General features: G+C 70.5%; 26 protein-coding genes, 1 tRNA gene, 1 other RNA gene and 1 pseudogene. 25 read left to right on the top strand and 4 right to left on the bottom strand.

Features of this window, described 5'->3' with window-relative positions; all coding sequences use genetic code 11:
- The first annotated feature begins 268 nt into the window (after window positions 1-268).
- The gene (locus tag AC07F3_RS37965; RefSeq protein WP_479119383.1) at window positions 269-787 is read left to right on the top strand and encodes a GNAT family N-acetyltransferase; all 519 of its coding nucleotides are present in this window, start codon (window positions 269-271) and stop codon (window positions 785-787) included.
- Between the two features lie 84 nt (window positions 788-871).
- Here the strand turns inward: AC07F3_RS37965 and AC07F3_RS37960 are convergent, their stop codons facing one another.
- Window positions 872-2,035 carry a hypothetical protein gene (locus AC07F3_RS37960; RefSeq protein ID WP_479119382.1) on the bottom strand — a complete coding sequence of 388 codons (1,164 nt, stop codon included), beginning with the start codon at window positions 2,033-2,035 and terminating at the stop codon, window positions 872-874.
- Window positions 2,036-2,541: 506 nt separating this feature from the next.
- Here AC07F3_RS37960 and AC07F3_RS37955 point away from each other — a divergent pair.
- The 3 genes from AC07F3_RS37955 to AC07F3_RS37945 all read left to right on the top strand — a co-directional run bounded on the left by AC07F3_RS37955 (window position 2,542) and on the right by AC07F3_RS37945 (window position 4,626).
- A complete protein-coding gene (locus AC07F3_RS37955; protein ID WP_479119380.1) occupies window positions 2,542-3,063 on the top strand; it encodes a response regulator in 522 nt (173 codons plus the stop codon).
- Window positions 3,064-3,598: 535 nt separating this feature from the next.
- On the top strand, window positions 3,599-4,045 hold the full coding sequence (locus AC07F3_RS37950; protein WP_362601733.1) for a GntR family transcriptional regulator: 447 nt from the start codon (window positions 3,599-3,601) through the stop codon (window positions 4,043-4,045).
- 11 nt (window positions 4,046-4,056) lie between these two features.
- Entirely contained in the window at window positions 4,057-4,626 is a 570-nt protein-coding gene (locus tag AC07F3_RS37945) for an HD domain-containing protein (protein WP_479119379.1), read from the top strand.
- On the opposite strand, the gene AC07F3_RS37940 is transcribed toward AC07F3_RS37945, so the two are convergent.
- Both AC07F3_RS37940 and AC07F3_RS37935 read right to left on the bottom strand, forming a co-directional pair.
- Window positions 4,614-5,087 carry an NUDIX domain-containing protein gene (locus tag AC07F3_RS37940; RefSeq protein WP_161244328.1) on the bottom strand — a complete coding sequence of 158 codons (474 nt, stop codon included), beginning with the start codon at window positions 5,085-5,087 and terminating at the stop codon, window positions 4,614-4,616. The genes AC07F3_RS37945 and AC07F3_RS37940 overlap by 13 nt on opposite strands.
- On the bottom strand, window positions 5,084-5,854 hold the full coding sequence (locus tag AC07F3_RS37935; RefSeq protein ID WP_479119377.1) for an XRE family transcriptional regulator: 771 nt from the start codon (window positions 5,852-5,854) through the stop codon (window positions 5,084-5,086). Before AC07F3_RS37935 ends, AC07F3_RS37940 begins: the two co-directional genes overlap by 4 nt.
- A gap of 547 nt (window positions 5,855-6,401) precedes the next feature.
- Between AC07F3_RS37935 and AC07F3_RS37930 the strand changes: the two genes are divergently transcribed.
- From AC07F3_RS37930 to AC07F3_RS37850, 17 genes and pseudogenes are all read left to right on the top strand, one after another.
- Window positions 6,402-7,178, top strand: a complete 777-nt coding sequence (locus AC07F3_RS37930) for a DUF4097 family beta strand repeat-containing protein (protein WP_479119376.1) — start codon at window positions 6,402-6,404, stop codon at window positions 7,176-7,178.
- 90 nt (window positions 7,179-7,268) lie between these two features.
- Window positions 7,269-7,586, top strand: coding sequence for a hypothetical protein (locus AC07F3_RS37925; RefSeq protein ID WP_479119374.1), 318 nt, complete (start codon window positions 7,269-7,271; stop codon window positions 7,584-7,586).
- Window positions 7,583-8,236, top strand: a complete 654-nt coding sequence (locus AC07F3_RS37920; protein WP_479119372.1) for a GGDEF domain-containing protein — start codon at window positions 7,583-7,585, stop codon at window positions 8,234-8,236. The genes AC07F3_RS37925 and AC07F3_RS37920 overlap by 4 nt, the downstream gene beginning before the upstream one ends.
- A complete protein-coding gene (locus tag AC07F3_RS37915; RefSeq protein ID WP_479119370.1) occupies window positions 8,233-8,847 on the top strand; it encodes a hypothetical protein in 615 nt (204 codons plus the stop codon). The genes AC07F3_RS37920 and AC07F3_RS37915 overlap by 4 nt, the downstream gene beginning before the upstream one ends.
- Window positions 8,844-9,737 carry a DUF2637 domain-containing protein gene (locus AC07F3_RS37910; protein WP_479119369.1) on the top strand — a complete coding sequence of 298 codons (894 nt, stop codon included), beginning with the start codon at window positions 8,844-8,846 and terminating at the stop codon, window positions 9,735-9,737. Before AC07F3_RS37915 ends, AC07F3_RS37910 begins: the two co-directional genes overlap by 4 nt.
- Window positions 9,737-10,126 carry an RRQRL motif-containing zinc-binding protein gene (locus AC07F3_RS37905; RefSeq protein ID WP_479119367.1) on the top strand — a complete coding sequence of 130 codons (390 nt, stop codon included), beginning with the start codon at window positions 9,737-9,739 and terminating at the stop codon, window positions 10,124-10,126. Before AC07F3_RS37910 ends, AC07F3_RS37905 begins: the two co-directional genes overlap by 1 nt.
- Window positions 10,127-10,154: 28 nt before the next feature.
- The gene (locus AC07F3_RS37900) at window positions 10,155-10,448 is read left to right on the top strand and encodes a hypothetical protein (RefSeq protein ID WP_479119366.1); all 294 of its coding nucleotides are present in this window, start codon (window positions 10,155-10,157) and stop codon (window positions 10,446-10,448) included.
- A 155-nt stretch (window positions 10,449-10,603) separates the two neighbouring features.
- On the top strand, window positions 10,604-12,784 hold the full coding sequence (locus tag AC07F3_RS37895) for a cell division protein FtsK (RefSeq protein ID WP_479119365.1): 2,181 nt from the start codon (window positions 10,604-10,606) through the stop codon (window positions 12,782-12,784).
- 140 nt (window positions 12,785-12,924) lie between these two features.
- Window positions 12,925-13,209 carry a hypothetical protein gene (locus tag AC07F3_RS37890; RefSeq protein ID WP_479119363.1) on the top strand — a complete coding sequence of 95 codons (285 nt, stop codon included), beginning with the start codon at window positions 12,925-12,927 and terminating at the stop codon, window positions 13,207-13,209.
- A 3-nt stretch (window positions 13,210-13,212) separates the two neighbouring features.
- A complete protein-coding gene (locus AC07F3_RS37885; protein ID WP_161244336.1) occupies window positions 13,213-13,395 on the top strand; it encodes a hypothetical protein in 183 nt (60 codons plus the stop codon).
- 17 nt (window positions 13,396-13,412) lie between these two features.
- On the top strand, window positions 13,413-14,015 hold the full coding sequence (locus AC07F3_RS37880; RefSeq protein WP_479119362.1) for a hypothetical protein: 603 nt from the start codon (window positions 13,413-13,415) through the stop codon (window positions 14,013-14,015).
- A 2-nt stretch (window positions 14,016-14,017) separates the two neighbouring features.
- A pseudogene (locus tag AC07F3_RS37875) lies at window positions 14,018-14,530 on the top strand (DNA cytosine methyltransferase); the annotation flags it as partial.
- Window positions 14,531-15,169: 639 nt separating this feature from the next.
- On the top strand, window positions 15,170-15,328 hold the full coding sequence (locus AC07F3_RS37870; RefSeq protein ID WP_479119394.1) for a hypothetical protein: 159 nt from the start codon (window positions 15,170-15,172) through the stop codon (window positions 15,326-15,328).
- Window positions 15,329-15,413: 85 nt separating this feature from the next.
- Entirely contained in the window at window positions 15,414-16,340 is a 927-nt protein-coding gene (locus tag AC07F3_RS37865; protein ID WP_479119360.1) for a bifunctional DNA primase/polymerase, read from the top strand.
- Window positions 16,337-17,884 carry a YfjI family protein gene (locus tag AC07F3_RS37860; RefSeq protein WP_479119359.1) on the top strand — a complete coding sequence of 516 codons (1,548 nt, stop codon included), beginning with the start codon at window positions 16,337-16,339 and terminating at the stop codon, window positions 17,882-17,884. Before AC07F3_RS37865 ends, AC07F3_RS37860 begins: the two co-directional genes overlap by 4 nt.
- A 273-nt stretch (window positions 17,885-18,157) precedes the next feature.
- Window positions 18,158-18,385 (top strand): excisionase family DNA-binding protein, encoded by a 228-nt coding sequence (locus AC07F3_RS37855; protein WP_479119358.1) that lies wholly within the window; start codon window positions 18,158-18,160, stop codon window positions 18,383-18,385.
- Window positions 18,386-18,395: 10 nt separating this feature from the next.
- Window positions 18,396-19,682 carry a tyrosine-type recombinase/integrase gene (locus AC07F3_RS37850; RefSeq protein ID WP_479119356.1) on the top strand — a complete coding sequence of 429 codons (1,287 nt, stop codon included), beginning with the start codon at window positions 18,396-18,398 and terminating at the stop codon, window positions 19,680-19,682.
- 63 nt (window positions 19,683-19,745) lie between these two features.
- Here AC07F3_RS37850 and AC07F3_RS37845 read toward each other — a convergent pair.
- Window positions 19,746-19,833, bottom strand: a tRNA-Ser gene (locus AC07F3_RS37845).
- A 72-nt stretch (window positions 19,834-19,905) separates the two neighbouring features.
- Here AC07F3_RS37845 and ffs point away from each other — a divergent pair.
- From ffs to AC07F3_RS37825, 4 genes are all read left to right on the top strand, one after another.
- An RNA gene (gene ffs, locus AC07F3_RS37840) (signal recognition particle sRNA small type) lies at window positions 19,906-20,000 on the top strand.
- A 149-nt stretch (window positions 20,001-20,149) separates the two neighbouring features.
- Window positions 20,150-22,393 (top strand): DNA polymerase III subunit gamma and tau, encoded by a 2,244-nt coding sequence (locus tag AC07F3_RS37835; RefSeq protein WP_479119354.1) that lies wholly within the window; start codon window positions 20,150-20,152, stop codon window positions 22,391-22,393.
- Window positions 22,394-22,451: 58 nt separating this feature from the next.
- A complete protein-coding gene (gene purD, locus AC07F3_RS37830; RefSeq protein WP_479119353.1) occupies window positions 22,452-23,708 on the top strand; it encodes a phosphoribosylamine--glycine ligase in 1,257 nt (418 codons plus the stop codon).
- A 278-nt stretch (window positions 23,709-23,986) separates the two neighbouring features.
- Complete coding sequence (locus AC07F3_RS37825) at window positions 23,987-25,660, top strand: hypothetical protein (RefSeq protein WP_479119352.1); 1,674 nt, start codon at window positions 23,987-23,989, stop codon at window positions 25,658-25,660.
- Window positions 25,661-26,041 lie beyond the last annotated feature (381 nt).

Below are 26,041 nucleotides of genomic sequence, written 5' to 3'. Positions count from 1 at the left end.
CGATCGGCCGCATATGGATACCTCACCCGTGCCGTCCCCCGACCCGTCACCGACCGCCCTGCCATCGTCCGGCCCGTCCCCATCCGGCCCGTCACCATCCGATCCGTCACCGTCGGACCAGTCGTCCCCGGGGCGATTGTCGTCGGACCCGTCGCCCCGCGACGTGTGCCCGGCCCACCCGGTGTCGCCGTCTACGTCAGCGCTGCCTACGTCGGCCTCGCGTACGTCAGCCCCGCACACATCGTCCGCGCATACGGCGTCCCCGCACGTGTCGTCCGGCACCACCTGGACCACGCGGCCCGAGGGGCCCGAGGACATCCCGGCCGTGCGTGCAGTGAACCTGGCCGCGTTCCCCTCCGAGGAGGAGGCGGACCTCGTGGACGCGCTGCGCGCCGACCCGGCGTGGATCCCGGGCCTGTCGATGGTGGCCGAGGCTCCTGACGGCACGGTCGTGGGCCACGCCCTGCTCACCCGCTGCCTGGTCGGCGAGGCCCCGGCGCTGGCCCTCGCGCCGGTCGCCGTGGCACCCGACCACCAGCGCACGGGTGCCGGTTCCGCCGTCGTGCGGGCCGCGCTCGACGCCGCGCGGGAGCTGGGCGAGGACCTGGTCCTGGTACTGGGACACCCGGACTACTACCCCCGCTTCGGCTTCGCCCAAGCCTCCGGATTCGGCATCCGGGCCCCCTTCGACGTACCGGACGAGGCGATGATGGCGCTCCGGCTGCGGTCGGACGGGGCAGGGGCGCCGACCGGGGTGATCCGTTACCCGGCACCGTTCGGGATATAGCGGCAGCCCACATATGGGCGCGGGGCCCCATGGACCGCCCCGCCCAAAAGGGCGCCCAACGCCCAGCGTCATGGTGTGGTCCCGCTACAGCCTCCGCGCCGTGGCACCGGCCCGCTGAGGGGACTCGGCGGGCCGCTTCAGCGCCCCCAACACCCATGCGGTGTAATGCGGTTCGGTCACCACATACACCGGAGTCGCCCCGTCCCGGCACTCCACGACCTGGGCGCCGGGGGCGGGCCGGGGGCCGGGGTCGGTCCAGTACGGCGGGCGCACCCGGACGGCGGTGAGGGTGCGGGGCACGGGGCGGCGGACGATCCGGCCCGCCGGGTCCGGGGTGGCGGCCAGGTACCCCGGGGCGGCCAGCAGATGGCCGAACCCCTCGTGGCTGTACGGGACTTCGCCGAGGATCGTGCCGGGAAAGCACTCCTCGCCGAGGGGGACCAGCGGGGTCACCTTGATCGTGTCGGTGGTGCGCCGGTGGTGGCGGTGGGTCAGCCACGCGGCACCGGCGAGCACCGGCACGGCCCCGACCGCCGTGAGCAGCAGGGCGGTGGGCACCCCGCCGGTGACCCACGGCGTACCGAAGGCGAAGCACGAGATCAGCAGCACCGAGGCCAGCGGCACGGTGAGCCGCCAGCGCTCGTGCGCGGACGACTCGGCGCTGCGGACCGAGCAGTACGCGGCGCGCAGGCACGCCCCTCCCACGGACAGCAGCACGAGCGCCGCGGCGAACGGCAGGCGGTAGCCGCCCCGCGGATCGGCCACGGTGTACTGGCGCATCCCCTGGAAGTCGACGTACCTGATCTCCCCGCGCCAGTACGTGAGTTGGAGCGCGGTGCCGGGGTGTACGGCGGCGAACACCGGGGTTCGGCCGTCCATCTTGACGCGGCGCGGCGCCACGGCGGGGGCCTGGCCGGCCGCGGCGGACCTCAGCGGCCCGGTCTTCAGCCGCCCCGGCAGCGCGACGGGCCCGTCCTGTACGTGGCCGAAGCCCAGCCAGTAGTACGTCGAGCGGTGTTTGTGGTCGGCCGCGGCGGAGGTGACCGTGGCCGCGACGGTGTGCCTGCACTCGGTCGAGGCCTGGGCCACCGGACAGGCGGCCGCGGCCACGAAGGCGTGCTCCTGGTCCAGGGCGCCGGGGACGACGGCGAGGAGCAGCCAGCCGGCGACGAGCACGAGAGCGGCGCCGATCACCGCGGGGGTGAGGGCGGCCGACCGGTCGCGGGCCGTGGTGGCGAGTGCGTTCACCGTGCGCCACACGGGGCCGCGTACCGCACGAAAGGGGATGACGGGATCATCATCCGGTCATTCTGGAGGCTGGAACGGATCAAGTTCCGCACGGTGAAAGGTGGTTCAGACCAGCAAGATCCCCGGTGCATATGACCGGGGGAACCCGATCTTGCGGCCCTGACGGTTTCCGCGCGCCCCGCGTCGGAGGGCGGGACGCACGGGCAACGGTTCACCCATAGGGGTTAGTGGGGCGGGACATGGGCCAGTGGCACTTGCGTGTCGGCACCCCGTGCCGCCAAGGGACGCGGACAAGCGGCACTGTCGACACCCTGATGTTCCGGGCCGCCCGGTGCGAGAATTCGGACCACACAAGCCGGCCTGCGACCGTGTGCGGACGGTCCGGCACGTGCACGCCACATGTGCATTCCCCACATGCACGCGACCGGGGTGCTCCTCGACTGCGTACGAGCGACCGCGAACGGGCATATGCCTATCCGGCGCTCCCGAGTGAAGGTGATGGGGCCATGTCCGCGGACATGAAGGTGCTACTGGTCGACGACCATGAGGACAACCTGTTCGCCATGGAGAGCATCCTCGCGCCGCTCGGGTATCCACTGGAGCTCGCGACCAGCGGGGACGCCGCCCTCAAGGCCGCGCTGCACGGGGGGATAGCGGTCGCGGTCCTCGACGTGGTGATGCCGGGCGTCAGCGGCCTGGACGTCGCGCGCTATCTGAGCCGCCTGACCCAGACGCAGCTGATACCCGTCGTGCTGGTGACGGGAATGGGCCAGGACAGTGAGATGGCCGCGCAGGCCCTGCACCTGGGCGTCGCCGACTACCTGATCAAACCGATCGACCCCTGGGCCCTGCGGATCAAGGTGCAGTACCTCTACCGCTCGAGCACCCTCCTGACCGGCACCCCGCCCCGCCAGCGCGGCCCGCGCAACCACCCGACCGAGCCGGCCCAACTGGCCACCAGGCGCCGCCCGTTACGCCCCACGGACCCGATCCGCATCCCCCGCCAGCCGGAGGAACCACCTTTGTGAGGAACACGAGGACGGTGAGGAGGGCGCTCAGCCATATCGGTATGGAGCTCGGCTGATGGGTGGCCGGAGTCGAGACCGGGCAACAGCGTCGCGCAACTCTCGGGCATGGGCGAAAGGCCTTGGTGGCGGGGCGCACATCCACGCGTGCCCCGTCCTCGTGCGAGCCGTCCCGGACGGGCAACGTCGAAGGGCCCCACTGCGAACAGTGGGGCCCTTCGACATCGTGCCCGGTGAGGCACTGGCGGAGGATACGAGATTCGAACTCGTGAGGGGTTGCCCCCAACACGCTTTCCAACTGTCCGCATGGCCGTTCAGGGGGGTTCGCGACAGTGCGCGAAGCCGGTGGGGCGGGGTACGCGTACGACGGTGTACGGAGGCGTGCGGGGGTGCACTGGACAAAGACCAGGACAACGAGCGGAGCTGAATGAGACGGAGCGCTCACACGAAGAGCGGCCGTGCGACCACCCTCTCCACGGGCCTTGGTGACCGTGGGACCCTTGGCAGCGAGCGACGGAGCGATGCGAGAGGAGACGAAGTGTCGGAGGCCAGTCCGCGCGGAACCTACCTGGTCATCTCGGAGGCACTGCGGAAGGGGATCGAAGAGGGCGAGATCACTGGCCCCCTGCCATCTGAGGCTGACCTCATGCGCTCGCACGGTGTCGCCCGCAACACGATCCGCCGTGCACTCAAGGTGCTCGAAGCAGAAGGGGCTCTTGAGTCCGCGCCCGGGATTGGCTGGCGTGTCGCCCGCGAGGGGGACCGCCGCTCTCTCGCTGAGCGGATGGCCGACTTGATCGCTGAGGACGCTCTCGCGATTGGCGACACGTACCCGTCCGAAGCCAAGCTCTGCGCACGGTTCGACGTATCGCGCACGGCGGTGCGTCGCGTGCTCGCCAACATGGAGGGAACCGGATTGCTCGCCACAGTGCACGGCAAGGGGCGCACGGTGCGCGCTCTCCCGACGACCGCCGGCCGGTCGTAGCCTTGGCCGCCATGGGACTAAATGAGTGGGCGTATGCAACCGCCGAGTCACTGCTGGCCGAACCGCTGCCTCGAAGGTGGGCGCACTCTCTAGGGGTGGCTAAGTGTGCTCGTGCGCTGGGCCCGATCCTGGGGGACGATGCCGAACTGCTGGAAGCGGCGGCAGTGCTGCACGACATTGGCTATTCGCCGCGCATCGCCACCACCGGCTTTCATCCCCTGGACGGGGCGCGCTTCCTTCGTGACCAAGAAGGGGCCGACGAACGGGTCGTGCGGCTCGTGGCCCACCACTCCTGCGCTCTCCTGGAGGCTGAGGAACGAGGCATCCGGCATGAGCTTGAGAGTGAGTTCGAGCTGGAGCGTCCCGGCCTGGTTGACGCGCTGGTGTTCTGTGACATGACGACCACGCCGGACGGGGAGCAGACCACGCCTGCCGATCGGATTGGTGAGATCGTGCAGCGCTATGGTCCCGACACGATCGTTGGCCGATTCATCCAACGGGCAGCGCCTGAGATCTACGCCGCCGCCGACAGGGTGGAGAATCGCCTAGCCGCGGCGGCTGCTGGCCATCAGCCGATGTAGGGCTGCTGTCGGGAGTCGTCCAGGCCGTGCCGGATGCGCAACCGCATCGACGGATGGATGTTCAGGTCATCGAGGTCTGCTGGGTCAACCCAACGGACCTCTTTCGACTCGCTGCTGGTGCGCAGAGCCCCGCCGGTCGGGTGGGCCCGGAAGCAGATCGAGAATTGCTGCCGCACCTCTCCGTCGTCGTACGCCAAGACGTGCTCAGGGTTGGTGTAGAGCCCCACGACGCTGTCGATCTCGACGGTTATGCCTGTCTCTTCCAGCACCTCCCGTACGACCGTGTCGCTGATGCTCTCACCGATGTCATGGCCGCCGCCTGGGAGCGCCCACAGGTCGTTGTCCGTCTTGTGGATGATCAGAAGCCGTCCGTCATCGTCGCGGACGACTGCCGTGACCGACGGCACGACGGAGTTGGCCGCAGGGGCGTTCGGGTCGCGGAAATAGTCGATTCGGCTCACGCGTGCAGACCTCCGCAATCGGCGGGTGAAGAGATGGGCCTGGCTGACTCCCAGACCCGTTCGACGCTCTCAGCGTACGCATCGAACAGTTCGCCCCCTGGCACGCGTTGAAGATGCAGCACAGGGGCCATGTACGCCCCGACCCCGTACAGATGGCCGTTGGCCAGCATCTCCTCATCGGCCCGGTAGATCGAGTTGTAGAGCGTCGTGCTGTGCAGCCGGAACTCGACTCCGGGGAGCCCGAAGAGCGAGCCGTAGTTGATGAGGGCGTTTCGAATCTTGCTGGCCATGGCGGGACCGATGCCCTCATCCTCACCCCGCACGGCCACGGCGGGACTATCCGGGTCACCGAGCATGAAGCGGACGCGTACGCCGGCCGCTGACTTCTCCTTGACGATCCTGTGAAACGCGGGGTCCTCGGTGAGCCAGAAGCCCGAGTAGACGAGTACGTCGAAGTGCTCGCGCGCTTGCGCGTAAAGCTGCGACCACAGCCTGTTCGGCACGACCGACCTGTGGGGATACAGCTTGATCAGCTCCGCGTTGCCCGCCTCAGTGACCTCTGCTGATGTCCGTTCCTCCGGCCACAGGTAGGACACTTCGCATTGCAGCAGCGAGGCCGCGGCGTACTGGAAGCGCCGATAGGGCTTGCGCTTCGGGTCTCCGATCCAGCGCTCAACTGTCTTCGCTGACACTCCTAATCGCGCGCCCACTTGATCGAGCGTCATGCCGTTCTCGACGATCGCGCCGCGAAGCCTTTCATTCGCCATGCCGAACTCTCCCCGGGCTGGGACGACTTGGGACGACTTCAAGGTAGCCAAGTCGTGCACAGGTCGTACAGGTGCGGGGTCGATCGTCTTCGCTGCTGGCGACAAGCTTGGAGCACATCGACAGCGAGGGACTCACAGAACCGAAGGGCCGAAAGGCTTGACGGGGCGAATCCGTCTCTGCATGATGAGGAACACGTACTACATGTTCTTCATCGCTCCAACGCCCGCCTGCACCGGCGGAGCCGAGCGAACCCGCAGTGTCACGCACCAGCCGGAAGACCTGGGAAGGCGACGTTGTCGCACGCCAACGGGCTGGGAGTACTGGTCCTTGAAAACTGAACAGTGTGCCAAGAACGAGTGATTTTGGCGGCTGGCGCCTCCGTCTTCGGGGGCGTCAGCGGCCATGACCACTCGTCTTTGACGAGCGGTCGCCGTGGCTCCGGGTTCCGGGGGCGCGGCTCGCTCAGCACGTTCCTGCCGGGTGGTCGTCTCTCACCAAAGACCGCGACTGCCCGGCTCCGTCCTTCGCGAATCAGGGAGATCCGCAATGACTGAGCGCACCTTCGTTTCCACCTCCACCGGCCCGGTCGTTCTGGGGCTGGACCTGCCGATGGGCAGGGTGCACGTACAGGTTCTCGACAGCCTCACCCACGCCCGGGTGACGCTGCACACCGCCGACACGTCGGGCCCGGCCGCCGACGTGGTCAACGCGGCCCGCATCACCGAGAACGGGCAGACCATCGCGGTAGAGGTTCCCGCGATCCGGGGCAACGTGATGATGCAGAGCGTCCGGGGCAACCGGATCACGCAGAGCATGGGCACGGTCTACGGATCGGTCACCGGCATCACCATCATCAACGGCCGCGTCGTCACCGGCGGTGGCACGGACACCGTGACCCGGGTCAGCGAGATCGAGGCCCGGGTCTCGCTCCCGGCGAACTCCTCGCTCGCGGTCGTCTCCCAGTCCGCTGACGCTGTCGTGGACGGTGAGGTGGACCGCCTGGAGTTCCGCTCCACCTCTGGTGACTTGCAGGTAGACGGGGCCCGCGCCGTGACCGCCACCACCACCTCCGGTGACCTGACCGTGTGGCGCGTGGCCGAGCAGATCGCGGCCCGCTCCGTCTCCGGCGACATCGCCGTGGACCTGTACAGCGGCAACAGCGCGGAGCTGGTCACCACATCCGGCGACGTGAACGTCCACGCCACGCTCGCCGCGTCCGGCACCGTGCGGGCCAACAGCGTCTCCGGTGACGTGACCGTCAGCGGCGGTCGCGACCTGCACGTCAGCGCCCGCAGCGTCAGCGGCGACGTCCGCACCCGCTGACCTTCCGAACCTTCCTCCTGCCGGGGCGGTCGCCTCTCACCACAAGACCGAGGCCGCCCCGGTTCCCTTCGCCTTTCAGGAGAGATCTCCATGCGTACGTACATCGGCAGCCACCAGGCGCTGAACGCGATCGAGTTCGAAGAGCTGGCCTTGGGCTTCGACGAGCTGCCCCTTGGCCTTGACCGGGACCTGTTCCGGGGCCCGCTCTCCCCGGAGTCGCCCGAAGAGCGGGCGGCCCGCCTCGACGTGGCCCGCGAGGTCATCGCGGACCTGGCCGCGCAGGGCGGGGGCGGTGACGAGATCGCGGCGTGGGACGCGCTGTACGCCGACGCGCTCACCCGCACCGTGCCGTTCCTGCGGGCCGCCCGCGCCGCCGGCCGTTCCGCCGGGACGGAGGAAGCGGCATGAGCCAGACCCTGACATCCCTGGCCGCCGCTCTGCCGCTGGCGTCCGGCTGGTCGATCCACAGTCTGTGGATGCGGCGCCGGATCGAGGCGGCCCGCTGCGACCCGCTGACCGGTCTGCTGAACCGGGACGCGTTCGAGGAGCGCGCCAGCAAGATTCTGAACGATGGCCCGAGTGCCGTGTACTTCGTGGACCTCGACCGGTTCAAGCAGACCAACGACACCCACGGCCACGCGGCGGGGGACGCGGTCATCCGCGCCACCGGGCATCGCATCCAGCAGTGGGCCACCGAGAACGGCGGTCTCGCAGCCAGGTTGGGCGGGGACGAGTTCGTGGCGGTCACCAGCGTCTACAGCGCGGGCGAATTCGACTGGACCCTGTATGAGCTGTCCGACCTGCTGGAACAGCCCGTGGACTTCGAGGGCACGCAGCTCACCGTGGCCGCGTCCATCGGCACCATCCGGATCAACCCGCGCACGGAGCTGGCCGACCTGTCCGCGCTACTGAGGCGCGCGGATGAGGAGATGTACAAGGCCAAGCAGACCGAAGCCGGGTGGAGCGTCGCCCTGAGCGTCGCCCCGACCCTGGAAACGGTCAACGGCCGCCGCGCCGGACGCCGTGGCACCACCGGTGGAACGGGGGTTACGGCATGAAAGCGCTGCCGGAGAACTGGGACCGCGACAACCAGGGCAACCCCAAGAAGCGCGCCGCCTGGGGTTCGCGACTGAACATTGAACAGATCACGCGCCTGACGGCCGTGCATGAAGCCGCGCACGTACTGGTCGGCTGGCAGCACGGCATGCGGGTCCGGAGGGTGTGGAGCCGCGAAGTACCCGCCGACACGGGCCGGTCCTGGACCGGCTGCGTGACCTGGGACCTGAGCAGCACCACCAATCTCGGCTACGCCACGATGTGCGCGGCCGGTGAGCGGGCCGCTGCCCGCTACGTCAAGGAACTGGGCCTGTGGGACCCCGAGGACATCGAGCTGGTCCGCGCCGACCATGACCGCCTCTCGGCCGTAGAGAACTGCGGACGGTTCGGGTTCCACATCGCTGTGGACGGCCCCGTGCAGCAGGGCACGCTCGGCATGCGCTGGTCGCAGATCATCGAGTACGCGGACATGGACGTGGACACGCTGTGGGCCGAGATCGCCGCTCTGACCCGCGTTCTCGTGGAACGCGAGGACATGACCGGCCAGGACGTGGCCGATCTGTTCAAGCGCCCGTTGCCGCCTATCTCCGTGGAGCAGGGGGCGGGAGCATGAACCGCACCGCCAAAACCCTGTTGGTCGCTGCTCTGGTCGGTGTGGTCGGTATGGCGTTCCGCGTCTCGTGGAACGCGCAGCGGGACGTGGCCCGGACGGTCGGCGCGGACGCCACAGCCGCTCTGCTCTATCCGTTCGTGGTCGATGGCCTGATGGCTCTGGCGCTGGTCGCCACCCTCGTATTGACCGGCCGGGACAAGACGTTCGCGCTGCGCGTGCTGGCCGGGTACACGGCCGCGTCGCTGGTTCTCAACTATGTGCACGGCCTGGTGCCCGAACTGCACGGCGGGGGCCAGCGGATGCAGTTGGCCGACTGGGCCCCCGCCAACTGGGTCCTGGTGCTGCTCGCCACATCGCTTCCGGTCGGGTCGATTTTCTTCGGCTCCGACCTCGTGGCGAAGGTGCTGCACCACCGTGCCACCCCGATCGCAGATCAGGATGAAACGGCAGAGACAACAACAAATCGGTTGGGGTCTGACCTGCATGAGTCGGCACCCGAGCCCCCGCCCGAGGTACCTGAACTTCGTGCCCCCGAGTCGGCCGACCCGGTACCGGTAGTCGCCCCGGAGCTGATGGCCGAACCGGTCGCGGAAGTCGAGCCGGTGAAGTCGGCTGAACCGGTCGCGCTGCGGCCGGTGGCCGCTGCCGAGTCGGCCCCGCGCCGGGCGACCGGTCGGGTCCCCGAGTCGGCCCGCACGCCCCGCCCGACGCGCACCCCGGACGAACTGCTTGCCGAAGCCCGGTCGGCCACCGCTGAATGGTCGGACGACAGGCTGACGGCTGAGGCGATCCGTAAGGCGGTCCGTACGTCGTCGGCCAACGGCCGCATCCTGCGGGACGCCCTGAAGGCGGAGCGGGCTGAGCGGGTGTCTGAAGGGGAGGCCGCCTGATGGGCAGCCGCTTCTACGACCCGACCGGTTCCCGCTACGGCATCCCCACCTTTCCGTGGCGCATAGCCCCGGACGGCTATGCCACGCGCCGTCAGCTCAGGGCGGCAGGACTCAGGCCCGGTGGGCAGGACATCGCCGCGCAAGTCCTCTGGTTCTCCCGCCGTTACTGGCGCAAGGGCACCAGCCCGATCCGCGTCGCCTATCTCTACCGCCTCGACCGCGCCAAGCCGGTCCGGCCGATGACGCCCGCGAAGTGGGCCGCGCTCGCCAAGGCGAACGCCGCTCAGCGGGTCTGCACCGAGTGCCGGCGGGATGCCGGATACCGCATCCCGACCTCGCTCGGCATGTGCGTGACCTGCGCATACCCCGAAGAACAGTGCGTCGCCTGAACATCCGGCTCTGTCAAGGAGAGCAGCTGTGAACAAGCACATCGAACGCATCCTCACCTGGTACGCCGACGACATCGCTTTCGCTGCGGAGGAGGAGCCCGCCACCACCCTGGACGGCTTCACCGAGCAGCTGCGGACCGCGGCTCACCGCCTCACGGTCTACGCCGGCATCAACGGGGCGGAGGACCTGGAGACCGCCGTCACCTACCTGGACGACGCCATCGACTCGACCGGCACCGAGCGGACCGTCCTTCTGAAGAAGGCGCTGAAGCACCTGGAGAACGCCGACGAAATGGTCGAGGAATACAGGCTCATGGTCTGAGCCGCCCCGCTCTCCGCCCCGGCAACGTGCCGTGAGGGCGCCGGATCGAATCCGGCCCGGGGCACGCAGTGCACAACGGGGTCCGGACGGTCGACCGTCGAAAGTGCCGTCCGGACCCCTTCTAACCCCACTCGACAAGAGGGAGCAGCCCCATCGTGTCTGATGTCGGTGTCACTGGTCCAAGCGAAGAGCCCGAGCGTCCCGACGCCGAGGTCTTCGACATCACTACCAAACGCCCCACCGCCGCCGCGCCCGCCCCGGAAGCGGCCGAAGCATCCGTTCCCGCCGCGCCGGTGGAAGCGGACGACGACGAAGACGAGTCGCCCCGACTGCGACCGGTCGACTCGCCCAGCCTGCCCGACCCGGGCATCACCACCTACAAGCGGCTGCCGATCCTGCCGAGCTGGCTGCTGTCCAAGCCGGGGTTTGTCTCCACCACTCAGCGCGCCGCCTCGAACGCGTTCTACGCGACCGGCTTCCATGGCATCCGCACCCCCTGGTACGCGCTGCGGCTCGGGATGAACGCCCCGCGCGGCGCGGCCCGTATGGTCCGTGACACCAACCGGTGGATGTGGGACGCCGAAGCGGCCCCGCTGCGCGCGTATGAGGTCTACAAGGAGAACACCGCCGAGTACCTGAAGCTGTCGCGTCAGCGTGACAGCCGAGTGCGACTGCGGACGTTCGTCACCGTGGTGGGCGCCGTGTTCGGTGCCGCCGCCGCGCTGACCCTGTACGTCATGGCCCCGGGCTGGCTCGCGGTGTTGGCCTCGGCAGCGGTGCTGGTCGCCGGGTTCTGGGGAGCACCGCAAGACCAGCCCGTCATCGGCCCGGCGGTCCTCAAGACCGAACTTCAGAAGCTCACCGGCTCGATCGTGCTGCGTGCGCTGGACAGCATCGGCAATCAGAAGCTGTCGGCCGCCATCAAGAAGGGCGGCGACATGAACGGGATGCGCTTCACCAGCGAGATCACCCGTGACGGGCCCGGATACCGCGCTGACCTTGACCTTCCCTGGGGTGTCACCCCGGAAGACATCATGGAGGAGCGCAAGCCCCTGGCATCGGGGCTGCGGCGCAAGGTCGGCTGCGTGTGGCCCTCCGCCGACCCGGCCGAGCATGAGGGACGGCTGATCCTGTGGGTGGGCGACAAGCCCATGAACGAGACCACCAAGCCGGCCTGGCCGCTGCTCAAGTCCGGGCAGGTGGACCTGTTCAAGCCGGTCGTCTTCGGCAACGACCAGCGCATGGGCGACGTGGCCGTGACCCTGATGTTCGCCTCCGTCGTCGTCGGGTCCATCCCCCGCATGGGAAAGACGTTCCTGATGCGCCTGTTCCTGCTGATCGCGGCCCTGGACCCGCGTGCGGAGCTGTACGCGTTCGACTTCAAGGGAACCGGCGACTTCGGTGCCCTGGAACCGGTCTGCCACCGCTACCGCGCCGGTGATGAGGACGAAGACATCCTCTACGTCCTCGAATCGCTGCGAGAGCTGCGCACCGAGCTGCGCCGCCGGGCCAAGGTCATCAAGTCCCTGCCGCGCACACGCTGCCCGGAATCGAAGGTCACCGCAGAGCTGGCCAACGACAAGACCCTGGGGCTGCACCCGATCGTCGCCGGGTTCGATGAGTGCCAGGTCCCCTTCGAGCACGAGAAGTACGGCAAGGAACTCGAAGAGATCGCCACCGACCTGTGCAAGCGCGGCCCCGCGCTCGGCATGGTGACCCTGTTCGGCACCCAGCGGCCCGACGCGAAGTCCCTGCCCACCGGCATCTCCGCGAACGCGGTGCTCAGGTTCTGCCTCAAGGTCATGGGCCAGCCCGCCAACGACATGGTGCTCGGCACCTCGATGTACAAGGCGGGATACCGGGCCACGATGTTCTCCCGCACCGACCGGGGCATCTGCTGGATGGCCGGTGAAGGCGATGACCCGCGCATCGTGGCGTCCGCGTTCGTGGACGCGGTCGGCGCGGAGAAGGTCGTGGCCCGGGCCCGGAAGATGCGCGAGGAGTACGGCAACGTCACCGGCCACGCCATCGGCCAGGCACCCGAGAGCGGGGAAGCCGCGTTCGATCTGCTGGCCGACGTTCTCACGGTGGTACCGGCCGATGAGGACAAGGTGTGGAACGAGAAGGTAGCCACCCGCCTCGCGGCCCTGCGCCCGGAGGTCTACGGCGGCTGGAAGGCCGAGACGGTCACCTCGAACCTCAAGCCGCACGGCGTCACCGCACAGGATGTCTGGGGCTCCACCGACAAGGGCAAGGGCACCACCCGCAGGGGCATCGCCCGCACCGACATCACCAAGGCCATCACCGTGCGTGACGGAAAGCGGTCCGGAAGCTGACGCGCACGGGTGCTAGACCTAGCGGCCACCACTGCTAGGTCTAGCACCCCCGCTAGCACCCCACCTGCACGCTGATCAGCGATCTCGCACCTAGCACCCCACCTGCGGAAACCCGCGAAACCTGCCTGGAAGGGCACCCGATGACCCTCATCCTCCTTGCTAGCGCCTGCCTGCTCATAGTCACGCTCGGTTACGTCAGCCTGTGTGCGTCCAGCCCGTTCGGCAACTGCCGCAAGTGCAAGGGCTTCGGCTACGCCCTCAAGAAGAACCGGCGCGGACAGCTCAAGCCCGGCAAGACCTGCCGCCGCTGCCGGGGCGAGCGCAAGCGCATCCGCACCGGCCGCCACCTCTACAACCTTTGGCTCCGCCTCTACCGCGACGGCACCGACACCCCCGCCGCTCGTCCGTTCGCGAAGAAGGACTGACCCATGGCAGTCACCATCTCCCTCCTGCTGATCTTCGGCATCTTGCTCGTGCTCGTCCTGCGCACCAGCAAGAGCTACGGCACCGCATTCCTGGCCGCGATGTTCGGCTTCTACCTCGCCGGAACCGGCGCCGCCCCCACCGTCAACAGCCTCATGACCGCTCTCGCCCACGCCCTGCCCAACTGACCCCGGAAGGAACGGCCATGAACGAACCGATCCTCGCGCGCCACTGGCTCGCCCTGGCCGCCCCCAAGGCTGCACCTGCTGTGGCCACGTCCACGGTGCTGATCCTGGGGCGGATCTGGAACGCCAACGGCGCCCAACACAGCTTCGGCAACGCGGCGTTGATGGTGGTCCTCGCGGCCGGGGCCGCGACCGTCGGCGCTTTCGCCTCTGCCGGACGCGCCGGTGACCCGGTCATCGCCGGGACCGCGTTCGCCACCTCCGGAGCCTTAGCCCTGGCCGGGGTCGCCGGATACTCCGACGGCATGCCGCTGCCGCTGCTGCTATGGGCGGTGGCCACCTCCGTCGCGTACGGGATCGCGGCGCGCTACTGGCGCACCGACCGCCGCGACCACACCGCCCACGAGCGGCACACCACCGTGCGGCGCGAAGAGCACGCCCACGTGGAACGCGTCGAAGCCCTGCGCGCCGGGGCACAGATCGAAGCCGCCCGCGCCGGTGCCGCCTACGCCGAACAACTCGCCACCGCGCTCATCACCCGCGCCACCCTGCCCGGCTACGACCCCGCCGCACTCACCCGCGCGGGCCTGCCGGAGCTGCCCGCCCCCACCGAGCACCAGTAGCTATGCCCGGGGCGGTCGCCTCTCACCACAAGACCGCGACCGCCCTGGCTCTCTGTCCCTTCGCAGAAACAGGAGAACCCCGCATGAGCCCTCCCACCACGCTGCGGCTCGGGTCGCTGTGCACGGGATACGGCGGTCTGGACATGGCCGTACAGGACGTGTTCGGCGGCTCGCTGGCCTGGGTCGCCGACAACGACCCCGGCGCCGCCCGCATCCTCATCCACCACCACCCCAGGACGCCGAACCTGGGCGACATCACCGCTGTCGACTGGGCTCGTGTCGCTCCGGTCGACGTGTTGCTGGGCGGGTATCCGTGCCAGCCGTTCAGTTCCGCCGGCAAGAGGAAGGGAACCGCAGATGCCCGGCATATCTGGCCCCACATCGCCCGTGCCCTTGGCGTTCTACGACCCCGCCTCGGGGTCTTTGAAAACGTCGCAGGGCACCTTTCTCTCGGATTCGACGCTGTCCTCGCTGACCTTGCCCGCCTCGGGTTCGATGCGCAGTGGTGCACTCTTCGCGCGTCCGACGTCGGCGCCGCCCACCAGCGCAAGCGTCTCTTCCTCCTTGCGTGGCCTGCCGACTCCGGCAGCCCGCGACTGGCGTGGGGGCGGGCAGTCGGGTCAGCTTCCGACGGCAGTCACCTCGCTGCTGCCGACGCCCTCGACGTCCGAGGCGACCGGAGCAGGGCACGCGGCACAGGGCGGGATGAACCTGCGGCACGTCGTCTCACTGCTGCCGACACCTGTGGTCGGGGACTCCAAGGGAGCCCGGCAGTCAACCGCCCCCAACCCGCGCAGTACCTCCTCGACTCTGACGGACCTCGCATTCACCGGGGCACTCCTGCCGACGCCGCGGGCCTCGGAGAGCGAGAACCGGCAGACCAAGCGCACCCCGTCGCAGGAGGCCGGGACTCACGGCAAGTGCCTGGCAGCGGAGGTGGCCAGCCTCCTTCCGACGCCACGGGCGACGGACGGCACGAAAGGAGGCCCGAACCAGCGCGGCAGCAAGGGGGATCTGACGCTCCCGTCGGCAGCGCACCGGATTGGGGTGAGTACGCCGGCGCCGTCGCCCGCTGGGAACGCGTCCTCCAGCGACGTGCCCCCGGGCCAACTGACGCTCTGGGACGACTGAACCCGCCGTTCGTCGAATGGCTCATGGGACTGCCCGCCGGACACGTCACCGACGTACCGGGGCTTTCCCGTACCGCTCAGCTCAAGGCCCTCGGCAACGGTGTCGTCCCGCAACAGGCCACTTACGCCCTGCGCTCCCTGCTCGCTGCGGCAAGCGCTGACGAACGCGCCACCGCCGCCTAGGTATGCCCGAGGCGGTCGCCTCTCACCACAAGACCGCGACCGCCCCGGCTCTCTGTCCCTTCGCAGAAACAGGAGAACCCCCAGCATGACACCAATCCATGCCCCGGCGCTGCTGTGCGCCGCTCTCGCTGCCGCTGAGCGCGGCTGGCCCGTCTTCCCCCTGCGCCCGGGTGACAAGCGGCCCGCCGGGCACCCCGAACGGGACTGCCCCGGAACCGGCCGGTGCACCGAGGGCCACCGCACCCCGGAGCAGCGCGCCACCCTGGATGCGGACAGCATCCGCGCGTGCTGGGGCACGGCCCCGTACAACGTCGGGATCGCCACCGGCCCCGCCCATCTCGTCGTGGTGGACCTGGACTTGCCCAAGAACGCCGACGACACCCCGCCGGCCGAGTGGGCGGGCATGGCTGATGGGCTGGATGTGTTCGCCGCGCTGTGTGAGCGCGTGGGCCAGCCGTTGCCGACCGAGACGTACACCGTGCGCACTCGCCGTGGCGGACAGCATCTGTACTTCACCGCGCCTGAGGGAAAGACGCTACGCAGCACGGGCGGCACCCTGGGGTGGAAGGTCGATACCCGAGCCTGGGGCGGGTACGTGGTCGGCGCCGGAAGCATGGTCGGCACCCGGGCCTATGAGGTCATTCACGACGCCCCTGCCGCCCCCCTCCCTGCGTGGCTTAGTGACCTGCTCACCACCAAGCCCGCACCGGCCCCGATGCCGCTGTCGGAGCTGTCCGCCCGGATGCGCAACGCCACCGCCTACAGCACCACCGCCCTGCGGGGGGAACTGGAAAAAGTGCTGTCCGCCCGCGAGGGCGGTCGTAATCGCTCGGTGTACTTCGCCGCCTACGCCCTCGCACGGCTGATCCGTACCGGCGACCTCACCGAGGCCACGGTCACCGCGGAGCTGATGAGTACGGGGCAGTCCATCGGCCTGTCCGCCTCCGAGTGCCGCACCGCGATCCGCTCCGGACTTGTCCGGGGCGGAGCAGGGGAGGCGAGTGCGGCATGAGCGCACAGCCGGTAGACAGTCCGGACCTGTGGGCCGGGCTGAGCCTCGTTGAGGAACCCGAAGCCGAGCCGGTGTGGGAGGACCCCATCCCGCTCACCGCGCGCCGTGAACTCCCCGCCTTTCCCACGGAGGTCTTCCCGGCCTGGCTCGGGGACTTCGTCCGGGCCGTGGCCGAGGAGACCCAGACCCCGGTGGACATGGCCGCCTCGCTCGCCATCGCGGTGCTGTCTACCGCTGCCGGTGGCCGCGCTGTGGTGCATGTCCGGGGCCGCTGGCGGGAGCCCACGAACACGTTCGTCGTTGTCGCACTACCGCCGGGCAACCGGAAGTCGGCCGTGTTCTCCCTGATGACGAACCCGCTCTATAAGTCCGAAGCCCTGCTTGCCGCGGCATCGGCCAGCACCATCATCGAGGCGGAGATTACGGCGAAGCTCGCCAAGGAGGTCGCGGAGAGCGCGGCCACTAAAGCGGCCCGCGCGGAGGCCGACAAGCGTGACCAGCTCGTGGCCGAGGCCATCAGCCTCGCGCAGACCGCCGAGTCGCTCACCGTGCCCGCTAAACCCCGTCTGCTGGCCGATGACGCGACCCCGGAAGTCATTGCCTCGCTGCTAGCCGAACAGGGCGGCAGGCTGGCCGTGATGAGCGCGGAAGGCGGCATCTTCGACATCATCGCCGGACGCTACTCCGGGACCCCGAACATGGAGGTCTTCCTCCGTGGGCAGGCAGGGGACCGGCTTCGCGTGGACCGCCGTGGGCGTGAGGAGTTCATCGAGTCGCCCGCGCTGACCATGGGCCTGACCGTGCAGCCGTCCGTCATCGAGGACATCGGCCGCATCAAGGGAGCAGGAGACAGGGGCTTGTTGGCCCGCTTCCTGTACTCGCTGCCCACCTCCCTCGTAGGGCATCGCAAGATCCTCCCCGACACGATCCCAGACGCGGTGGCCGACACCTACGAAGAACGCGTCATCGCTCTGACCATGTCGCTCGCAGACTGGACAGATCCGGCGGTCCTTCAACTCTCGCCCGAAGCCAACAACGCATTGGTGGCCTACGAGCAGCGTCAGGAACCGCGGCTGCGTAAGCGCGGCGGGGACCTTGGCCATGTCGGGAACTGGGCCGCGAAGTTGGGCGGTGCGACCTGCCGCCTCGCGGGACTGCTCCACCTGGCCACGCACACCGAGAACGGGCACACCCAGCCCATCACCGCCGACACCATGCGCGACGCGGTCAAACTCTCCGACTACTTCACCGGTCACGCCCTCGCGGTCTTCGACCTGATGGGCGCCGACCCCGTCGCCAACCGCGCCCGCACCGTCCACGACCTGCTGCGCACCAGCGAGTGGACCGAGATCAGCAAACGCGACCTGATGGCCAAGCTCTCCCGCTCGGAGTTCCCCACCGTCGCTGACCTCGACCCCGCGCTGAACCTGCTGGAAGACCACGGATACATCCGCGCCCAGCCCGTCCACCGCACCGGCGGACGTGGCCGCCCACCGTCGCCGCGGTACCTCATCCACCCCCAGCTGAGCGAACCCACCGCCTGAACCCCGCCACAGAAACCACAGAATCACAGAAATAACCCGGCCCCGCCCCTGACCTGCGCAAACACCGTCAGGGGCGCCACTCGGGCTGCTGCCACAGAAACCCACGGAAGTCCCACACAAATACGAGCCCGCCCCCGGCCACCTATTTCTGTGGGACTTCCTGCGGTTTCTGTGGCAGCCCACCCCCACCAGCATCCCCGCAGGTCAGCCCACCTGCCCCGGCTTTCTGTGTATTTCGCGGTTTCTGTGGCGCCCCGCAGAGGAGCGAAGCCAATGAACACCCCCAAGAGCGCTGCGACGCTCACCGACGACGACCCGACCGTTGCGCTCCTGACAGTGGAGGAGGCAGCCCGACGCCTCCGCATCGGCCGGACGTACTGCTACCAGCTCATCCGCACCGGCCAGCTTGAGACGGTCCCGCTCGGTCGCTTGCGCCGTGTGCCGGCCGCTGCCGTGCCTGAGTTCGTCGCCCGTCTGCGCGCTGCGAACCGCGCTGCCTGAGAGGACGCCCGTGGAAGAGAAGAAGGCGAAGAAGGGCACCCGCCGCGCCAACGGCGAAACCGCGATCTACTTCGGGAAGGATGGCCGCTGGCACGCCAGAGTGCCGATGGGCTATCGGGACAACGGCGAGCCGTACCGGAGGCACATCACCCGCACCTCAGAAGACCTCCTCAAAGACGAGGTCAAGCGGCTGGAGAAGCAGCGCGACCAGGGGACTGCCCAGCAGCCCGGGAAGCTGTGGACGGTCGAAAAGTGGCTGTGGCACTGGGTCGAGAACATCGCCAAGGAAGTCGTCAGCGAGAACACCTATGACGGCTACGAGGTGGCCGTTCGGGTGCACCTCGTACCCGGCATCGGCAAGCACCGGATCGACCGCTTGGAGCCGGAGCACCTGGAGAGCCTGTACCGCCGGATGAAGGCGAAGGGCAGCAAGCCCGCCACGGCTCATCAGGCCCATCGGACCGCGCGCACCGCCCTCGGCGAGGCCGTACGGCGTGGCCACGCGGCGAAGAACGCCGCCGCGCTGGCCAAGCCGCCGCGAGTGGAGGAGGCCGAAGAGGAGATCGAGCCCTACTCGGTCGAGGAGGTTCAAAGCCTGCTGATTGAGGTCAACAAGCGCCGCAACAGCGCCCGTTGGATGCTTGCCCTTGCACTCGGTCTGCGCCAGGGGGAGACCCTGGGGCTTCGGTGGGCTGACGTGGACTTGGACCACGAGTACCTGAAGCTGCGCCGGAACCGGTTGCGGCCGAAGTACGCGCACGGATGCAAGGAGTCCGATCCGTGCGGTCGGAAGGCCGGTTACTGCCCCATGCGCGAGCAGGTCCGGCGCGAGACGAAGAACACCAAGTCGCGCGCGGGACGCCGCGCGGTGCCCTTGCCGGGGCCTCTGGTCCGGATGCTTCGGGCGCACAAGGAGGTGCAGGCCCGTGAGCGGAAGGCGGCCGGCGACCAGTGGACGGAGTCGGAGTACGTCTTCACCAAGCCGCTCGGCGGTCCGCTCAGTCCGAACACGGACTATCACGACTGGAAGAAGCTCATTGGAGACGCGGGGGTACGGGACGCGCGTCTCCACGACGCACGGCACACGGCCGCCACCGTGCTCATGCTGCTCGGGGTTCCGGACCGCGTCATCGACCAGATCATGGGTTGGGAGCCGGGGACGTCTTCCCGGATGCGTGCGCGGTACCTGCACGTTCCCGACGCCATGTTGAAGGACGTGGCGCAGAAGATCGCGGAGGCCATCTGGGGCCCCGCGGCGAAGGGCCTTGTGGACAAAGACCAGGACAACGGGACCTGATGAACTACGAAGGGCCCCGCAGCGAACTGCGGGGCCCTTCGACGTATTGCCCGGTGAGAGCAATGGCGGAGGATACGAGATTCGAACTCGTGAGGGGTTGCCCCCAACACGCTTTCCAAGCGTGCGCCCTAGGCCACTAGGCGAATCCTCCGCGGCAAACAATACAAGACGTTGAGGGGTGCTCGCGAACTCGTTCCCACGTCAGGGATCGGGTACCCTGTGCGGAGCCCCTCACGTGGCGCTATCTGACTGAACTCCCCCAGGGCCGGAAGGCAGCAAGGGTAGGTTGGCTCTGGCGGGTGCGTGGGGGGCGCCTGATTTTCCGGGGCGGGAGCGCGTTCCCCCCGAAGGCGGCGCCGGTTTCTCCCGGCGTGCGGGGCTCGTTTCCCTTGCGGCGCGGCGTTCGGCCGCAGCCGGGCCGCGGTCGGCGGGGCCGGTTGTCAGTGGGCCCCGATAACCTCGTATGCGTGTCGTCCCTTGCGCTGTACCGCCGCTACCGCCCCGAGTCGTTCGCCGAGGTCATCGGGCAGGAGCATGTCACCGACCCGCTGCAGCAGGCGCTGCGGAACAACCGGGTCAATCACGCGTACCTGTTCAGCGGGCCGCGTGGTTGTGGCAAGACGACCAGCGCCCGGATCCTCGCCAGATGTCTGAACTGCGAGCAGGGCCCGACGCCCACGCCGTGCGGGGAGTGCCAGTCCTGCCGTGACCTCGCGCGCAACGGGCCGGGCTCCATCGACGTGATCGAGATCGACGCGGCTTCGCACGGTGGTGTGGACGACGCCCGTGAGCTGCGAGAGAAGGCCTTCTTCGGGCCCGCGTCCAGCCGCTACAAGATCTACATCATCGACGAGGCCCACATGGTGACCTCGGCCGGTTTCAACGCCCTCCTGAAGGTCGTCGAGGAGCCGCCGGAGCACCTCAAGTTCATCTTCGCCACCACCGAGCCCGAGAAGGTCATCGGGACGATCCGGTCGCGTACGCACCACTACCCCTTCCGGCTCGTGCCGCCCGGCACGCTGCGGGAGTACCTCGGGGAGGTCTGCGGGCACGAGGGCATTCCCGTCGAGGACGGCGTGCTGCCGCTCGTGGTGCGGGCCGGGGCCGGTTCGGTGCGTGACTCGATGTCCGTCATGGACCAGCTCCTCGCCGGCGCCGCCGAGGACGGTGTGACGTACGCCATGGCCACCGCCCTGCTCGGATACACCGACGGGTCGCTGCTCGACTCCGTGGTGGACGCCTTCGCCGCGGGCGACGGGGCCGCCGCGTTCGAGGTGGTCGACCGGGTGATCGAGGGCGGCAACGATCCGCGCCGCTTCGTCGCCGACCTGCTGGAGCGGCTGCGGGACCTCGTCATCCTGGCCGCCGTGCCCGACGCCGGGGAGAAGGGGCTCATCGACGCCCCCGCCGACGTCGTCGAGCGGATGCAGGCGCAGGCCTCGGTGTTCGGCGCCGCCGAGCTGAGCCGCGCCGCCGACCTCGTCAACGCCGGGCTCACCGAGATGCGCGGGGCCACCTCGCCGCGGCTCCAGCTCGAATTGATCTGCGCCCGGGTGCTGCTTCCCGCCGCGTACGACGACGAGCGCTCGCTCCAGGCCCGTATCGACCGTCTTGAGCGCGGGGCCAACTTCCAGGCGGCGCCCGCCGGTGGGCCCGCCATGGGGTACGTGCCGGGGCCCGAGGCGCATGCGCCGATGCCGGGCGGACCCGGCGGGCCCGAGGCTGCCCGGGCCGCGGTGCGGGGGGCCGGTCCGGGGGGTCCGGCGGCGGGAGGCGGGCCCGCCCACGCGGCGCCGGCCGCGCCGCAGGTTCCGCCCGTGCAGCAGCCGCCCGCGCAGCAACCCGCAGCCCAGCAGCCCGTTCAGCAGCAGCCTCCGCAGGCGCCCGCGCCGCAGACCGCCGCTCAGCCGCAGCCCGGCCGGCCTGCGGACGGGCCCTCCGCCGGGGCCTGGCCCTCCGCCGCCGCGCCCGGGCAGGGCGGTGGCCAGCGTCCCGGGGCCTGGCCCGGAGCGGCGGCCCCAGCCCCGAGCGCGGGCGCCTGGCCCTCGGCCGCGCCCGAGCCCGCACCCACCCCGGCGCCCGCCCCGGCCGAGCCGACCCCCGCCCCCGCCGGGCAGGGCAACGCGCTGCAGGTCCGCAACATGTGGCCGGACATCCTGGAGGCGGTGAAGAACAAGCGCCGCTTCACCTGGATCCTGCTCAGCCAGAACGCGCAGGTGGCCGGATTCGACGGCACCACCGTGCAGCTCGGCTTCATCAACGCGGGCGCCCGCGACAACTTCGCGAGCAGCGGCAGCGAGGACGTGCTGCGCAACGTGCTCTCCGAGCGGTTCGGGGTGCAGTGGAAGGTCGAGGCGATCATCGACCCGTCGGGCGGCGTCCAGCCCCCGCCCGCCGCGGGCAACTTCGGCGGCAGCGCCCCCCGGCCCCCCGCGCCGCCCGTCCAGCAGTATCAGCCCCCGCAGCCTCCCCCGCCCGCCCCCCGGCCCGCGGCCCCGGAGGCCCCGGCTCCCGCGCCGCGTACGCAGCAGCCGCCGCAGGCCGCGGCTCCCGCCCGCCAGGAGGAGCCCCCGCCGCCCCCGGTGCGGCTGGAGGACGACGTTCCGGAGGACGACGACCCGGATCTGGTGGACACCGCGCTGTCCGGGCACGACCTGATCGTGCGCGAGCTGGGAGCCACGGTGGTGGAGGAATATACGAACGAGGGCTGAGCGTCCACTCGGTGGCCCGCACAAAGATCCGGCCACTGCGGCGGCTAGGCTGGCTGCCGTGAAGGTCCTTGTCATCGGCGGCGGTGCCCGTGAGCACGCCCTGTGCCGTTCCCTGTCCCTCGACCCCGACGTGACGGCGCTGCACTGCGCCCCCGGCAACGCCGGGATCGCGGAGGTCGCCGAGCTCCACCCGGTCGACCAGCTGGACGGGGACGCGGTCGCCCGCCTCGCCGCCGAGCTGGGCAGCGACCTGGTGGTCGTCGGGCCCGAGGCCCCTCTCGTCGCCGGGGTCGCCGACGCCGTACGGGCCGCGGGCATCCCCTGCTTCGGCCCCTCCCGGGAGGCCGCCCAGCTGGAGGGCTCCAAGGCCTTCGCCAAGGACGTGATGGCGGCGGCGAACGTGCCCACCGCCCGCTCCTACGTCTGCGCCACCCCCGAGGAGATCGACGAGGCGCTGGACGCCTTCGGTGCTCCGTACGTGGTGAAGGACGACGGGCTCGCCGCCGGAAAGGGCGTCGTCGTCACGGACGACCTCGCCGCGGCCCGCGCGCACGCGCTGGCCTGCGAGCGCGTCGTCATCGAGGAGTTCCTCGACGGTCCCGAGGTCTCGCTCTTCGCGATCACCGACGGCGTGACCGTCCTCCCGCTCCAGCCCGCGCAGGACTTCAAGCGCGCGCTCGACGGCGACGAGGGCCCCAACACCGGTGGCATGGGTGCCTATTCGCCGCTTCCGTGGGCCGACCCGAAGCTCGTCGACGAGGTCATGGAGAGCGTGCTCCAGCCGACCGTCGACGAGCTGCGCCGCCGCGGGACGCCGTTCTCCGGGCTGCTGTACGCGGGCCTCGCGATCACCTCGCGCGGGGTGCGGGTCATCGAGTTCAACGCCCGGTTCGGCGACCCCGAGACCCAGGTCGTGCTCGCCCGCCTCAAGACGCCGCTCGCGCGCGTGCTGCTGCACTCGGCCACCGGCACCCTCGACGCCGAACCGCCGCTGACCTGGCGTGATGACGCGGCCGTCACGGTGGTCATCGCCTCGCACAACTACCCCGCGACGCCCCGCACCGGTGACCCCATCGAGGGCCTGGCCGACGTCGCCGCGCAGGATGAGCCCACCGCGTACGTCCTGCACGCCGGGACCCGGCGGGACGGGGACGCGGTCGTCAGCGCGGGCGGCCGGGTCCTCTCGGTCACCGCGACCGGCAAGGACCTCGCCCAGGCCCGGGAGCGTGCGTACACGGCGGTCGGCCGCATCCGGCTCGACGGCTCGCAGCACCGCACCGACATCGCGCGCAAGGCGGCCGGGGCACAGGGCTGAACCCGGCCACTTTCCGCAGGGCCCCGGTTCTCCGCCGGGGCCCTGCGGCGTCTGGCCCGCGGAGCTCCGGGGGCCAAGGCCGGAACAACCGCACCTTTGCCCAAAGCCATTCCATCGAGTGACGGCTGGCCCATCCGGATGACTCCTGCCGAACCCCCAACTAGGGTGCGGCGAAGGCGTTCCGGCACTTGGCCCACCGGCATTGCGATGTCAGTGGCGGGTGCCACAGTGGGGGAGTGAGCAACGCCGACGCAGCGCAGAGGGGGTGACGTCCGACCGTGTCCGCTACCGGAATGGGTGGAGAGGTGGGTGCGCAGCATGCGCGCTCGCGGGCCCTCGCCGTGCTGCGCATCCGCAGCCGGGCGCTGGCCGTGGCCCTGGTGCCCGCGGCCGTCGCCGTCGTGCTGCTCGTCGCCGCGGCGCAGGGCCGCATCGACGGCAGCGGCTGGGACACCACGCGCTGGGCGGTCACCGTGACCGCGCTGGTCGTGCTGCTGCTCGCGGCCGTGGTCGCGGTGGTGATCGTCCGGGCCAGACCGGCCCTGTCCCCCACGGTGGACCTCGCCGAATCGGCCGCCCCCGATCTGTACCGCCTGGTCAGAGACCTGGCCGAGCGGCTCGACGTGCCGCCGCCCTCGGCGATAGCCCTGACGCCCGACTGCGACAGCTGGCTGGAGGACCGCACACATCCGGCGCACACCGCCGCCGGCCGGGGGGCGATGCCCGCTCGCTTCATACGGGGCGCGGCCGAAGCCCGCTCCGCTCGTGCCCGGCGGGTGCCGGCCGCGCCGGTCCTGGTCATCGGCTCGCCCTTCATGTGGTGGATGCGCGTCGGCGAGCTCCGGGCGATCCTCGCCCCCGTCGTCGCCGGTACGGGCCCCTCCGCCCACCCCGACATAGCCGCCGCCCGCCGGTTCGTACGCGGCCTCGACGCGGCCGTCGGCGTCGCGGGCAGGCCCGGGCTCGGCCCGGTGCGGCGCGTCGCGCTCGGCTTCGTCGGCTCGGTGGCCCGGCTGCTCCTGCGCGGGTGCCGGGTGCACGCCGCCGAGATGGAGCGCGGGGTCGCCGCCGCCGCGTCCGAGCGGGCCCAGGCGGTGGACTACGGGGTGCGCATCGTCGCCCAGGAGCAGGTCGGGCTCGCGTACGCGGGCTGGGACCGGCTGCTGACCCGGGTCGCGCTGCCCGCCTGGCGGATGGGGCGCTGGCCCTCCCGGCTCGACGCGGGCGTGGTCTCGGCGCTCACCGAGCTGTCCCGGCGCGACCGCCTCGCCGAGGGGTTCACCTCCCGGCTCGGCGAGCGCCCGGCCTGTGACCTGCTGGAGGAGCCCGGCGTCGCCGACGAGGCGACCTCGCTGCTCGCCGCCCGGCTGTTCCACGGCGGCCCCGCGGAGCCCGGCCCCGACTGGGCTCCGGTCGACTGGGCGGCGTATCCGGAGGAGGTCGTCGACCGCAAGTGGCGCACCGAGGCCGCCCGGCTGCACCGGGTTCTGGACGCGCTGGGCGAGCGCCGTGACGCGGAGCCCGCCGCCCCGACGCTGGCCCGCGTCATCGACCACCTCACCGCGCCCGACGGGGAGGCCGCGGAGTGCCTCGCCACCCGGATCGCGGCGGAGGTGGCCGTCGAGGAGGCCGCGTCCGCGCCGCCCGCGCCGGGCCCGGAGCCCTGGGGCGCCGACGCGATACCGCTCTTCCCCCTCCAGCCGCCCCGCACCGGCCGCGAGCTGCTCGCCGACCACGTGACCGCGATGGTGTGCTGCGCCGCGGTCGACACGGCGGGCGCGCTGCCCGGGCTCGACTGGCTGGACGGCCCGTCGCTCCTCATCGACGACGTACGCCGCTCGGACCTGGCCTCGCCCGTCCTGACCCTGGTCGAGGACGGCGACGCGGAGGACCTGCGCGCGTGGCTGGCCGCGGTGGGCATCCGCCCGGAGAAGCCGGTACGGCTGGTCTGACGGGCCACCCCCTCGCTCGGAGGCGGGCCTGAGGGGCCAGCCGTACGGCCCCGGGGTCACCCCCGCGCTCGGAGGGCCGGGCCCTGAGGGCCAACCGGTACGCGCGCCCCCGCACGGACCCCGCCCCCGCACACCGAGGCCCTGAGGGGCAAGCCGAACGGCCCCGGGGGCACCCCCGCACTCCGCGGGCCGGGCTCCGAGGGGCAACCGGTACGCGCCCCCGCACGGACCCTGCCCCGAACACCGCCCCCGCCCTCCACGAGCCTCCGCGCTCCGTCCACCCCCGCCCTCCACCAGCCTCCGCGGGCCCCTCACCCCCGCCCCGCCCCCAACAGGCCCCCCAATACATCGAGTTCGTCCCCGGGCATCCGGAATGCCGAG

The organism is Streptomyces sp. NPDC045846, assembly GCF_056431605.1.
This window is presented reverse-complemented; position numbering and strand designations above follow the sequence as displayed.

What these genes read in the sequence shown, in the direction of transcription:
- AC07F3_RS37905 (WP_479119367.1), top strand. Translation starts at nt 9,737, where the DNA reads ATGGGCAGCCGCTTCTACGACCCGACCGGTTCCCGCTACGGCATCCCC.
- AC07F3_RS37890 (WP_479119363.1), top strand. Translation starts at nt 12,925, where the DNA reads ATGACCCTCATCCTCCTTGCTAGCGCCTGCCTGCTCATAGTCACGCTC.
- AC07F3_RS37870 (WP_479119394.1), top strand. Translation starts at nt 15,170, where the DNA reads ATGGGACTGCCCGCCGGACACGTCACCGACGTACCGGGGCTTTCCCGT.
- AC07F3_RS37880 (WP_479119362.1), top strand. Translation starts at nt 13,413, where the DNA reads ATGAACGAACCGATCCTCGCGCGCCACTGGCTCGCCCTGGCCGCCCCC.
- AC07F3_RS37865 (WP_479119360.1), top strand. Translation starts at nt 15,414, where the DNA reads ATGACACCAATCCATGCCCCGGCGCTGCTGTGCGCCGCTCTCGCTGCC.
- AC07F3_RS37885 (WP_161244336.1), top strand. Translation starts at nt 13,213, where the DNA reads ATGGCAGTCACCATCTCCCTCCTGCTGATCTTCGGCATCTTGCTCGTG.
- AC07F3_RS37935 (WP_479119377.1), bottom strand. Translation starts at nt 5,854, where the DNA reads ATGGCGAATGAAAGGCTTCGCGGCGCGATCGTCGAGAACGGCATGACG.
- AC07F3_RS37860 (WP_479119359.1), top strand. Translation starts at nt 16,337, where the DNA reads ATGAGCGCACAGCCGGTAGACAGTCCGGACCTGTGGGCCGGGCTGAGC.
- AC07F3_RS37945 (WP_479119379.1), top strand. Translation starts at nt 4,057, where the DNA reads ATGGGACTAAATGAGTGGGCGTATGCAACCGCCGAGTCACTGCTGGCC.
- AC07F3_RS37920 (WP_479119372.1), top strand. Translation starts at nt 7,583, where the DNA reads ATGAGCCAGACCCTGACATCCCTGGCCGCCGCTCTGCCGCTGGCGTCC.
- AC07F3_RS37925 (WP_479119374.1), top strand. Translation starts at nt 7,269, where the DNA reads ATGCGTACGTACATCGGCAGCCACCAGGCGCTGAACGCGATCGAGTTC.
- AC07F3_RS37915 (WP_479119370.1), top strand. Translation starts at nt 8,233, where the DNA reads ATGAAAGCGCTGCCGGAGAACTGGGACCGCGACAACCAGGGCAACCCC.
- AC07F3_RS37955 (WP_479119380.1), top strand. Translation starts at nt 2,542, where the DNA reads ATGTCCGCGGACATGAAGGTGCTACTGGTCGACGACCATGAGGACAAC.
- AC07F3_RS37930 (WP_479119376.1), top strand. Translation starts at nt 6,402, where the DNA reads ATGACTGAGCGCACCTTCGTTTCCACCTCCACCGGCCCGGTCGTTCTG.
- AC07F3_RS37855 (WP_479119358.1), top strand. Translation starts at nt 18,158, where the DNA reads ATGAACACCCCCAAGAGCGCTGCGACGCTCACCGACGACGACCCGACC.
- AC07F3_RS37910 (WP_479119369.1), top strand. Translation starts at nt 8,844, where the DNA reads ATGAACCGCACCGCCAAAACCCTGTTGGTCGCTGCTCTGGTCGGTGTG.